This window comes from Phyllobacterium phragmitis (assembly GCF_002980495.1).
GTDB lineage: Bacteria > Pseudomonadota > Alphaproteobacteria > Rhizobiales > Rhizobiaceae > Paramesorhizobium > Paramesorhizobium phragmitis.
In genome coordinates this window covers 1-11,295 of the sequence record NZ_PVBR01000012.1, presented here as the reverse complement: position 1 = coordinate 11,295, position 11,295 = coordinate 1, and the positions used below count along the sequence as shown (strand labels likewise).

General features: G+C 60.2%; 10 protein-coding genes. 9 read left to right on the top strand and 1 reads right to left on the bottom strand.

Translation table 11 applies throughout. The features are described 5' to 3' along the window. The first annotated feature begins 170 nt into the window (after positions 1-170). The 5 genes from C5748_RS16170 to C5748_RS16150 are packed head-to-tail and all read left to right on the top strand — an operon-like array spanning position 171 to position 6,700. Complete coding sequence (locus C5748_RS16170; protein ID WP_105742972.1) at positions 171-836, top strand: hypothetical protein; 666 nt, start codon at positions 171-173, stop codon at positions 834-836. 3 nt (positions 837-839) lie between these two features. Continuing rightward, complete coding sequence (locus C5748_RS16165; protein ID WP_105742971.1) at positions 840-1,325, top strand: hypothetical protein; 486 nt, start codon at positions 840-842, stop codon at positions 1,323-1,325. 7 nt (positions 1,326-1,332) lie between these two features. Then, a complete protein-coding gene (locus C5748_RS16160; protein WP_105742970.1) occupies positions 1,333-4,656 on the top strand; it encodes a DUF4815 domain-containing protein in 3,324 nt (1,107 codons plus the stop codon). A 1-nt stretch (position 4,657) separates the two neighbouring features. Beyond that, the gene (locus C5748_RS16155) at positions 4,658-6,244 is read left to right on the top strand and encodes a hypothetical protein (RefSeq protein ID WP_105742969.1); all 1,587 of its coding nucleotides are present in this window, start codon (positions 4,658-4,660) and stop codon (positions 6,242-6,244) included. Beyond that, a complete protein-coding gene (locus tag C5748_RS16150; RefSeq protein ID WP_105742968.1) occupies positions 6,245-6,700 on the top strand; it encodes a hypothetical protein in 456 nt (151 codons plus the stop codon). On the opposite strand, the gene C5748_RS16145 is transcribed toward C5748_RS16150, so the two are convergent. Continuing rightward, positions 6,633-7,958, bottom strand: a complete 1,326-nt coding sequence (locus C5748_RS16145) for an acyltransferase family protein (protein WP_158259869.1) — start codon at positions 7,956-7,958, stop codon at positions 6,633-6,635. The two genes, C5748_RS16150 and C5748_RS16145, sit on opposite strands and share 68 nt — an antisense overlap. A gap of 17 nt (positions 7,959-7,975) precedes the next feature. Between C5748_RS16145 and C5748_RS16140 the strand changes: the two genes are divergently transcribed. From C5748_RS16140 to C5748_RS16125, 4 genes are all read left to right on the top strand, one after another. Continuing rightward, complete coding sequence (locus C5748_RS16140; RefSeq protein ID WP_105742967.1) at positions 7,976-9,199, top strand: phage tail sheath protein; 1,224 nt, start codon at positions 7,976-7,978, stop codon at positions 9,197-9,199. A 51-nt stretch (positions 9,200-9,250) separates the two neighbouring features. Then, entirely contained in the window at positions 9,251-9,763 is a 513-nt protein-coding gene (locus tag C5748_RS16135; protein WP_105742966.1) for a phage major tail tube protein, read from the top strand. 65 nt (positions 9,764-9,828) lie between these two features. Further along, positions 9,829-10,137 carry a phage tail assembly protein gene (locus C5748_RS16130; RefSeq protein WP_105742965.1) on the top strand — a complete coding sequence of 103 codons (309 nt, stop codon included), beginning with the start codon at positions 9,829-9,831 and terminating at the stop codon, positions 10,135-10,137. A 142-nt stretch (positions 10,138-10,279) separates the two neighbouring features. Beyond that, complete coding sequence (locus tag C5748_RS16125) at positions 10,280-11,227, top strand: phage tail tape measure protein (protein WP_105742964.1); 948 nt, start codon at positions 10,280-10,282, stop codon at positions 11,225-11,227. Positions 11,228-11,295 lie beyond the last annotated feature (68 nt).

Genomic DNA, 11,295 nt, shown 5'->3' with positions numbered 1-11,295 from the left:
GGATGTGAGAAGGGGTGCGGGGATGAAATTTCCCATGCGACTTTAGGGACAAAACTATCGCAACTCCTGCAATTAAACTGCAACCAACTGAAATCATTCAACAAACGACGGCAATACAAACTATCGCAAACTATCGAAAAACTACTGCCAAGTGGTGAAAGGTCTGGAAAATGAAAACGAAGACGATTGAGGAATTGCTGACTTGGGCCTTCACGGATGAATTGACCAAGGGCGGCGGCGTCGACGGGCTCGACAATTTGCATTCGGCCTGGCGCCAGATGCAGGCTTCGTCCTGGGGCAAGATCATGGAATTTGCCGATCTGATGGCAATGGTCGATCGGGATCGTTCATCACCGGGCATGTGGATCCAGGTTCACCTGCCGTTCGAGGTGCGCAATACCGATTTCGTGACGTCGATGACGGCGCTCTCCAAAGCCTCGAAGCCATTGCGGTCGGAGTTCGCCCGCGTCACTGCCGGATACGACAAGCGCGGTTTCCGGCTGAACCAGCATCGCCTCAATGGCGGCGCGTTGCTCAATTCATGGTCCGGTGTCCGCCGCGCATCCGGCGAGCCGGTGCTGTCGCTGCGATATCACCATCGCGAGCTCGTTGATGTGTGGGGCGGCGGCGACATTGGCGTGATCGAAACTTCGCGGATGCGGATGACCGACATCATCGACGCCGCTGCTCCTACCGTCCAGCGCTCCTCGCGCACCGTTTCCAACGCGCCGGCGCTTGCCGACTACGAAAATCCCACCTCGGTTCCGTTCTCGAACGCTCCATGGCTCGATGAGCCGTTCGGCGTTCCGGCCATCCGCGTCCAGAAAGGCTCTTAGAACATGGCGATATTCACTCTCGGCGGACGCAAGACACTGGCGTCTCTTCTCAAAGAGGTGCCGGTCTTTCTCGGGGTCGGCTCGGGCGATATCGCCTGGGATACGGTGCCCGCCGAACCCTTGGCAACCGATACGGCGCTGGTCGCCCCTGTCGGCGTGACGCGGCTGCGGGAAATTTCATTTGTCGCCCCCGATGATGCCGGCGACATCATCATGGCGGACACCTCTCGATTCTTGCGCGTCGATGACCCGACCCGCTACCTATATCTGGAGTTCAAGCTCGACCTTTCCGATGCCAACGGTTCGACCTTGCGCGAGACAGGCATTCTGGTCGGCGTGGAAATCGACCCGGATGTGCCGGCCGGCCAGATGTATATCCCGCTCGCCGATGTGGCGGTCACCGGCACGCTCATCCAGGTTGATCGCTTCAACTCGATTATCCGCGACGGCACGCTTGAGCAGTCTTTCAACTTTATCCTGACCTTGTGAGCGTGAAATGAGCAGCATCATCAAACGCCCCGGTTTCTCTGATCGCTTCGACCGTGCGAGGAAGCAATTCGCGGTCGCCTTCGCCGACGAGCCGCGCTTTCTCCAGTCCTCCGAACTCAACGAGCTGCAGTCGCTTTCCGACGACAAGCTGCGGCGCGTCTCGGATTATATCCTTCAGGACGGCCGCATCGTCGATGGTCCCGACCCGGTGGTGACGCCGCTCGAAGATGGCACGATCCGCGTCGATCTGCCTGCCGTCTCTATATATATTGCCGGCCTCGTCCATGACGTGCCGGCGCGCACTATCGTGCTATCCGCCACCGGCAGTCACGCGATCGGCGTCCGCCGCTCCGAGGCGCTGGTGACCGATGTCGAAGAGCCGGAGCTCAAAGGCGATATCACAGGTACGGAAGCCTATATGGAGCCGGGCGCGGCGCGTGTCTCCATGTCGGTTGAATGGGGACATTCGGTCGAGCTCTCGGACCTGCCGCTGATCGCCGTCTATGCCGTCCAGGACGGCACCATTATCACGACCGAAACCAACATTGACTATTCCGAGATCTACAAGGCGATCGAGAACTACAGCCGCGAGAGCAATGGGAGCTTTGTCAATTCCGGCTGCAGCGTTACGGCGCTCGGGATCGACGGCGAGGAAAAGCAGGTCTTTTCGATCGCCGAAGGTGTTGCCTACGTCAATGGCCGCCGTGTGCCGCGCGCACAGAGCCTGCGATTTGCCATTGCCGAGGAGCCGGACCTGCGTGCCATCTCGGCCGAGCCGCACGCCTTCACCACGGCATCGGGCGGAACGCAGGATTTTACCCTGTCGAAGTCGCCGATCGCGGCGGTGCAGCGCGTCACCATCATCAAGGAGGTGACCGAAAATGTGCTGCATGGCGCGTTCTCCGGCGTGTCTGACCCGCTCCAGCATCCCTCCGCCGAGCGCATCATCGAGGTCAAGGCTGGATCGACGGTTTACACTTCGCCGGCAAGCTGGCTTCTCTCCCAAGGTGAGATCGACTGGTCGCCGGGCGGAGCCGAGCCGGCACCCGGCACCTCCTATACGGTCAAATACCGCTATTACGAGAACATCGATCCAGATCAGGTCACGCGCGACAGCATCAAGGTGACCGGCGCGGCGCAGGGCACCAATATCCTTGTCGACTATACCTATAAGCTGCCGCGCATCGATGTGATCGCGATGGAGCCGACCGGCCAGCTCGTCTACATCAAGGGCACCTCCGCCACGTCACGCGCCCGCCCGCCCGTGGTGCCCGGCAACCGGCTGGAGCTTGCCCGTGTGGTCAACAAGTGGGGCGTTGCCCCTGATGTGATCCAGTCGGCGGTGCGCAATATCCCGTATTCGGAGCTGACCGACCTGAAGGAAATGGTCATCGACCTCTTCGACCTTGTTGCCCAGGAGCGGCTCAAGACGGACGCCAGTTCGCGCGAGGTCGCGGCAAAGCGCGGCGTCTTCGTCGATCCGTTCCTCGACGACGATATGCGCGACCAGGGCATTGCGCAGACGGCGGCGTCGTTCGGCGGCAAGCTCCGCCTGCCGATCCATGCCAGGGTGCATGAGTTCCCGGCGCTTACCGATATCGAGCACCTCGTCTTCACGGAAGAGGTCATCATCAGCCAGCTGCGCGAGAGCGGATCGATGAAGATCAATCCGTACCAGACCTTCACACCGATGCCCGGTCGAGCAAGCTTGGAGCCTTCGACCGACATCTGGACGGAAACCGAGACCGTCTGGACCTCGCCGGAAACGCAGAGCTTTGAGGCGGCCGATGGCGAGTACATCACCGGCATATCGCTTGAGCAGCGCATCGAGACGGTACGGACGACGACGCGCGCGGCGGAGTTTGTCCGCGCCCGCGCCGTGAATTTCCGGCTGGAGGGCTTTATCGAGGGCGAGCTTCTCGAAAAGATGTGGTTCGACGATGTCGAGGTGGTCCCGGCCGGCATCCTTCCTGCCGATGAAACAGGTGTCATCACCGGCACGTTCACCATCCCGGCCGGGGTGCCGACCGGCACCAAGACGGTCTATTTCCAGGGCAGCGTCGGCACGGTGGCGGCTGGCTCCTATGTAGGACGCGGCACGATCACGGTCGAGGAGCAGCGCCTTGCGTCGTCGCTCTCCACCACCACCGAGGTGATGCCGCAGCCGATCAACCAGACGACGGTGATCAACAACATCACCAATGTCACCAACAACACCACGAACGTCACGCAGGTGAACAATGTCACGCCGGTCACCTCGACCCGCAGCCCGACCAGACCGGAGTTCGGCAGCGGCGGCGACCACGATCCATTGGCGCAGACATTCACGTTGACGCGCGGCCGCTGCATCGCCGGTGTCAGGTTGAAATGCGCGGCGATCGGGGCGCGCTCCAATGCGATTTTCTTGCAGATCAGAACCACGGATGTCGGACTGCCGACGAGCACGGTGCTGGCCGAAGCCTTCGTGTCGGGTGCTGAACTTCAGGAAGGTGCGTTCTTCACCGCCCGCTTCCGCTATCCCGTCTATCTCGAGCCGGCGCGGGAATATTGCTTCGTGGCGCTCACCGATGACGGCGACCACGCATTGGCGATTGCCCAGATCGGTAAGATCGACGTGGCGACCAACGAGATCATCACCGGCCAACCCTTCACCGTCGGCGTACTGCTGTCATCGTCGAATGCCAGCACCTGGACGGTGCACAATGATGCCGATCTCGTCTTCCAGCTCATCGCCTGTCGCTTTGAGCCGTCCGAACGAACGGTGACGATCGGCACTTTCCAGCCGACCAAGATGTCCGACATCATTGTTTCGGCAGGTGTCGAATATCCCTCTCCGGTGGCCGATATCGAGATCCTGTTGAAGCGGCCCAACGGGCAGGTGATCCGCTCTTCGCCATCGCAGACGCACCGTCTGGACGAATATATCCAGAACGAGACGATCGAGGTCTCGGCGTTACTGCGCGGCACGGCCGAGGTCACGCCTTTCCTGTTCCCGACCGTGCAGATCATCGAGGGCGAGCTGCAGCCGACCGCCGATTATGTGACCCGCGCGGTAACAGCCACTGACGCCGACAAGGTGATGACGACGTTCGACGCGCTGCTGCCGACCGGCTCGTCCGTCAAGGTCGAGATCGGTGTGCCCGGCAATTACGCTGTCGTGAATGTCTTCAGCGCCACGCAGCTCGGCGACGGCCTGGTCGAGCAGACCTATGTCCGCGCCGCCTATCCTGCGGCCAATCTGGACGCCCGCACCCGCATCACGCTCACCGGAACGCCGGCCGCACGGCCGGAGCTTTCATCCCTGCGCATGATAACTTCGAAGGTGGCTTGAGATGGCTGAAACACCGAATTTCAAAGTACCGCTGCCAAACCCAAGCGGCATCCAGCGTGAGGAGGTCCAGAAGATCGCCGACGCGCTGACGGCGTTTGACGAGGCGGTCAAGCAGATCTCGGACGAGCGGCAGGCGCGGGCCGAGAAAGGGCAGGCGAACGGCTATGCCGGGCTGGACGAAAACGCTGTGGTGCCCGACAGTCAGTTGCAGGAACGGCTCCTGCAGGAGTTTCTCGACGATCGTTTTGCAAGGCGGACAGCGCCGACCATCCAGACATCGTTGACCGTCGAGGGCACGATGTCCGCGACGGGCGCGATCACCTCGGCCGGTTCGCCGGTCCTCACCCAGGCGATGCGTGGTGCTGCCGATGGCGTGGCTCCGCTCGGGGCCGATACCAAGATCCCGGAAGCCTATCTTCCGGCAGTGGCGATCACTGATACCTACGTCGTGTCCTCGCAGGCTCAGATGCTGGCGCTCAATGTCCAGCGCGGCGATATCGCGGTGCGCTCCGACATCAACAAGTGCTTCGTGCTGGCGCGTTCTCCGGCGACATCATTTGCCAATTGGGTCGAGTTGCGCACGCCGAGCGACGCCGTGCTTTCGGTCGCCGGCAGGACCGGGGCGGTGGCTCTTGTCATCGGCGATATTGGCGGGCTTCAGGCGGCGCTCAATGCCAAGCTCAATCTGACTGGCGGCACGATAACTGGTAGCCTAACTACTACGGGAAATGCCTTCCAGGTAAAGAACAACGGCAATCGCCATTTCTGGTTTACAGACGCAGACGGCAATGAAAAGGGGCTACTGTATAGCGATACCGCCAGCGGCGCGATGCGCATACGTGTTGCCGGGAGTAGGTATTTTAATTTCAACACCAATGGCGAGTTTGAGGTTAATAGCCTCCGTGCCGCCAGCGGCACCATTACGAATTTCAGTGCCTCAACCGTTAGTTCGACCGGCAACATAACCGCGAAGCGTTCGGACCTTGGCGGGGCTCGGCTTGTCGTTGCCGGCGGCACTCCCGGCCGTGTCGAATTTCTGAAACCTGATGGGACCAGAGCGGGTTATATCGGCCACGCCAGCGGAACTCGTATCAGCCACTTCGCTGATAATGGCTTCATCGGCCATCGGTTCAACGGTGACATAGTAGTCCAGGGACGCGTACACGCCGCCGACGGAGACGCTTATCTCAACACCGATGGCAATGTCGTCGGCAGCGGATGGTCAGATTGGGGATCAACCAACGCAAAGGCGGCTATTAGCGCCCGCATCGAGCTTCGCGCCCGTGAATTCGCGGACGACCGGAAGGCCGCAGCGATCGCGGCTATCATGCCGACAATTACCGGGATCACTACGAATGGCGTCGGATGCGTGGCGATTTTGAAGGGTAATGGACCGCTAGGTTCAATCGCCCCCAACACGATCATTGCTGGAAGCAGTCTTATTCCGGTCGCTGGTACTGCTCTCGGCGGAAACGGTGGAAGCTATAGCCTGTACACGCCGTCTGGAACTTGGCGATACCTCGGGCCAGCATACAATGACACAAGTTCTTCAAGTGTATTGGCGGGCTTGTTCAGGAGGATCGCATAAATGGAGGTGATTTCGGTTTCAAACCTTAAGTGGTCCAGACATGACCAGACTGCATTTGATGCCCTGGTGGAACTGGACGGCATCGGCCTGGTGCCATTCACCGCCGTGCCAGATAGCGATACCGAATATGGCCGGGAGATTTGGGAGAAGGGAGTTGCCGGAGAGTATGGCCCTATTTCGGAGTTTCTTCCTCTGACACCCGAAGAAGCCAGAGCGGTCATGCCAAACCTTACGGCTCGACAACTGAGGCTCGGCCTGTTGAGCCTTGGCAAGCTGGAGGGGGTATCAGTTGCAATTGAATTGTTACCCGAACCCGATCGGAGCCAAGCGCAGATCGAGTGGCAGTATGCAACCGAGTTTCGGCGCCTCCACCCTCTCATCGTGCAGCTTATTCCGGGCCTTGAATTGACCGACGAGCAAGTCGATACCGTTTGGACGGAATTTGCAGAGGTTTAAGAGAACGATCGGTTGAGCTCACCTTCCGGGTATTAAAAAAGCCCATCAAAGGGCGCTCAACCAAATGATAACTGAATAGTCCCGCTGCAATCACAAGAATGCCGGCTGCGGACCAGAACAGGAAGGTGGCAAGCATACCGGTTTCAGCTCGATCCGTGAGCAGCAACCACGTCCTTCCGACCACAGACAGTACCAGAACGTGCGACAGATAAACCGAGTAGGAAATATCACCTGTCCATTTTAGTCGCGATAGGCTCCGCAATCCGCCATGGCGCTCCCAAGCGGCGGCGCCGGTCAGGACCAGCGCAATGGACGCGCCTAACGCAATGCATCGTTCAACGGAGATCACGTCGATAGCTGCCGCGAAGAACCACAGTGTCCCCGCCAGTGCCGCAAAACCTGCAACGATGGCTGCACGTGCGGTGCCAAGCGAAACCTTCGGCAGGAGCCAGCAGCCGATTGCACCGGAAATGAACTCAAGAGAATACGCGCTGAGCACGAGATCGATGGTGGGCGAAGCTCCGCTTCGAACGTGCAGCGAGTTGGCAATGATAAGGGCCGCCCAACCAAAAAGGGTAGGAACGAGCCATTTTCGAGGCATCAACAAGATGGCCGCGAAGGCGATATAAAACCATAGTTCGAATACCAGGGACCATCCCACATTGAGCAGCGGAAGTTTGTTGCTTGGAAGGAGCAGGAACGATGCAACTAAATCGACCTGATTGCCCTGTGCCGAATTTATCATCTGCGGAGCGGCGAAATAGATCGGCAGGAGTAGCAATAGGTAAAACCAGTACAGGGGAAAAATCCGGGTCGCCCGGCGACGGATGAATTCGCCGATTGCACCGATGCTCTGATGGGATTGCTCGGTCGTAAGCACCATCACAAAGCCGCTGATCACAAAGAAAATATCCACCCCGATCTGACCGAAGGAGAAGAAAGATGGAAGAACTTGCTGCGCCACATACTTCGTTTCGATCGGAAGCATATGGAAGATCGCGACCATAAAGGCCGCCAGCCCCCGCGCGCACTGCACAGAATAGAGAGTGTTGTTTGACATGACCCCCACCGAATTGCGGCAGCTATGCCGTATTTTCGATGCATCGGCAACACCGGAAGAGATCGATAAAATGGGGATCGGCGTGGACGCATCGGCTTGAAACAAACCGACCGTTGGCCACACAAGATTATAAACCCGCTTTGCGCGGGTTTTTTGTTGCCTGAAATCGGCCCGTGGGCGGGGCGCTAAACCAAACACCCGAAGGAGACTATCCGATGTCCGCACCGACGTTCGGCATGACATTCACGCGTCCAAATGACGAGCCGTTGCCCGTTATCGGCGCGGATTTTTCCAAGATGCTCTTTATCGAAACCTCCGAGGATGCGTCGGCGCAAGCCTATCCGCTCGATACGCCGGTCCGGATCTCGTCCAGCGATTCCGATGCGGTGGCGGCCCTTGGCACGGGATATCTGGCGGATGCCGTAAAAGGTGTGAACGCCCAGCTTTCCGGGCTCAACGCCGGTGCAGACATTACGGTCTTGCGGGTGGCTGAAGGTGCAGATGTTGCAGCAACATCCGCGGCAATCGCGGCCGCTCTCGATAGCGCTGGCGATATTCCCTCCGCGGTGAACACCACACCGCGCATCATATGGGCGGGTCGCACCGCCTGGCGCGCCGATGAGCAGACGGTCAATCCGGTCGTCATTGCGCTGGCGGCTGCATGCGAACGGCTCCTGGCGATCGCGCCGGTGGATGTGGATGACACCGCGAAAGACAAGGCGGTCTCGGCGCGTGAGACCATGAATTCGCAACGGTTGATGCCGATCGGCGTGGCCGCGCGCGTTTATGAAGGGGAGAATATTGTCACCCGCCCGATGGGGCCGAGGATCGCCGGTCTGTTCGCCCGGGTCGACAACGACAATGAGGGCAAGCCGTTCGATCCCATCGCCAACAGGGCAGTGCAGGGGCTCGCCGGCCTTTCGCGCCGGATCCCGTTCTCCCTCCTCGACGGCTCGACGGAAGGCCAGCAAATGCTGGAAGGCAATGTCTCGATCGTCGTTCCCGGCGAAACCGGCGTGGATGGCTCCGCTTCGGACGGCGGTTTCGTTTTCATCGGCACCGACAATGCCGATACCGGCGAACTGTGGAAGCAGATCCACCAGGTGCGCGGCTCCGACTATCTGACAGTGAAGCTGATGCAGATCACGCGGCAGTTTCTTGGCCGCCGCATTACGGCCGATGGCGTCGAGGCCTGGCTGAACTCCATGAAGTTCATGCTGCGCGACCACAAGGCCGATGAAGATATCCTCGGCTACAATCTCCAGTTCCTCGAGGACAAGAACAGCCCGGAAGAAATCCGGCTCGGGCGTCTGACGGTCAATCTCGGCATCGAACCGGCTCCCGCCTTCAAGGTCGCGAACCACGAAATCCGCCGCTACCGGCCGGCAGTCGAAGGGCTGGTCGCCGAGATCGTCGCCCGTCTCAACGCGACGGCCTGACGCGCCTCCTCGCCAGCCGCGTTTCACTTCTCATCCTGAAAGGACCAGACCATGCAGTCTCTCTACCTCCTGACGGCGGTGGACGTTCGCCGCGCCGAGCAGGCCGGTTCGTCTCGCGCCCTGACAATCGCCAAGCTGACGATCCCGGCGATCAAGTTCATGACGGCCAATCACAACCCGGCCGGTGGCGTGATGGGCGTCGATTTCGCGCTTCCGCGGATCGAGCCGGTCGAACCGGCTTTCGAGATCAAGGGCTTCGACACCGACATCTTCAATGGCTTCGGCCAGCGGGATCGGTGGACCTTCGCCGGCGCGGTGCGGGACAAGAAGACGAACCGTTCATTGCCCGCCCGCGCCGTCATCGAGGGCGCCATCACCGAATGGGAGCCCGACGAAGCGAGCCCGGAAGAATTCGTCGGCTGCACCCATTCCTTCAAGGAAGTCACCCACTACGAGTTCCATCTCGACGGAGATGAGCTTTGGTACGTCGATTTCTGGGAACGCGAGTTGCGGTCGAAGCGCGTCGACTATTTCGCGGCGGAGCGCCGGGCGCTCGGCGCCTGAACCGCATCGGCCGCTCTGATGAGAGCGGCCAAACTCTACTTTCCTCAACATGACAGGACACTCCAATGAAAAAAGTCACGACCGTCACGGTTCCCCTCGAATATCCGGTGCAACATGCCGGCGCTGAAATCACCAGCCTAACCTTCCGCCGTATGAAGAGTGTGGACGCCTATGTCGGCGAGGGCGACGAAAATCAGGCGCGGGTTGGCTACAAATTGTTTGCGGCACTCGCGGGCGTCGATCTCGAGGTGATCGAGAATCTGGACTGGGAGGATATGGAAACGATCGGTGAGAAGGTAGCCCCCCTCATGGGAAAGTCCGCGGGCGGGCAGCTGCAGAAGGCGGTGTCAGCGTCCAGTGGCGAGACGTCATAACTGCCGTTGCCCGCCATCTCCACACCTCGATCGATGTGATCGAGGAATGGGATATCGACAAGCTCCTCGACTATTCCGCGAGCCTTTCCCGCGTCATCCGCGCTGAAAATCGTCCACCCTCCAAATCCCGATAGGTCCAATCATGGCTGTGATGACATCCTCCCTGATCGTCTCTTTGATCGACAGGGTGACGGCTCCGGCGCGGGGCATCGCGGCGACCCTTGGCCGGTTAAAGGCCGCGCAGGAAAGGAATTCCAGGCAGCTGGACGCGATGCGTGGGCGCATGGTCGAGGCGGCGGCGGTGGGCTACGCCTTGGCGAAGGCGGTAGGCGCTCCGGTCAAGGCCGCCATTGAGTTCGAATCGGCCATGGCCGATGTGCGCAAGGTGGTGGACTTCCCCACGCCCGCGGCCTTCAAGGCGATGGGAAACGACCTTATCGACATGTCGCGGCGCATTCCTATCGCCGCGACCGGGCTGGCCGCAATCGCCGCCGAAGCGGGCGCGGCCGGCATGGAGGCGGGCGAGTTGCTGGCATTCACGGAAATGGCGGCCAAGGTCGGCGTCGCATTCGACATCGGCGCAAGCCAGGCTGGAAACGCGCTGGCGCTGCTCAAGACGGCGCTCGGCCTTTCCGTCGCCGACACCGGCGCGCTGGCCGACGCCATCAACCATCTGTCCAACAATATGGCCGCGAAAGCCCCGCAGATCCTCGACTATATGAACCGCGTCGGGGCCACCGGCGAGCAGTATGGCTTCACGGCCGAACAGACGGCGGCGATCGGCTCGGCGATGATCGCATCGGGTGCACAAGCAGAGGTGGCGTCCACTTCGTTCCGCAATGTGGGCCGGGCATTGACCAAGGGCGAGGCGGCAACGAAATCACAGCGAATAGCATACAAGACACTCGGCCTCGATGCGGTCAAAGTCTCGAAATCCATGCAGAAAAACGCGGCCGGCACGCTGCGCGATGTGCTGACAAGGATAAAGAAGCTGCCGCGATACATGCAGGCGGCGACGCTTTCGCAGCTCTTTGTAGGTCAGTTGGAAATACAGGCAGTTCCTCTGCCTCGTTGCAGTTTGCGACGGTGACGCACCCGTTTCATCCGTATTCCGGACAGCAAGGAGTGTGCGTCGCAAGGCGCGGCAATCGATCGGGT

Coding starts and splice junctions, on each gene's coding strand:
- C5748_RS16160 (WP_105742970.1), top strand. CDS start 1,333: ATGAGCAGCATCATCAAACGCCCCGGTTTCTCTGATCGCTTCGACCGT.
- C5748_RS16130 (WP_105742965.1), top strand. CDS start 9,829: ATGAAAAAAGTCACGACCGTCACGGTTCCCCTCGAATATCCGGTGCAA.
- C5748_RS16125 (WP_105742964.1), top strand. CDS start 10,280: ATGGCTGTGATGACATCCTCCCTGATCGTCTCTTTGATCGACAGGGTG.
- C5748_RS16150 (WP_105742968.1), top strand. CDS start 6,245: ATGGAGGTGATTTCGGTTTCAAACCTTAAGTGGTCCAGACATGACCAG.
- C5748_RS16155 (WP_105742969.1), top strand. CDS start 4,658: ATGGCTGAAACACCGAATTTCAAAGTACCGCTGCCAAACCCAAGCGGC.
- C5748_RS16140 (WP_105742967.1), top strand. CDS start 7,976: ATGTCCGCACCGACGTTCGGCATGACATTCACGCGTCCAAATGACGAG.
- C5748_RS16165 (WP_105742971.1), top strand. CDS start 840: ATGGCGATATTCACTCTCGGCGGACGCAAGACACTGGCGTCTCTTCTC.
- C5748_RS16135 (WP_105742966.1), top strand. CDS start 9,251: ATGCAGTCTCTCTACCTCCTGACGGCGGTGGACGTTCGCCGCGCCGAG.
- C5748_RS16170 (WP_105742972.1), top strand. CDS start 171: ATGAAAACGAAGACGATTGAGGAATTGCTGACTTGGGCCTTCACGGAT.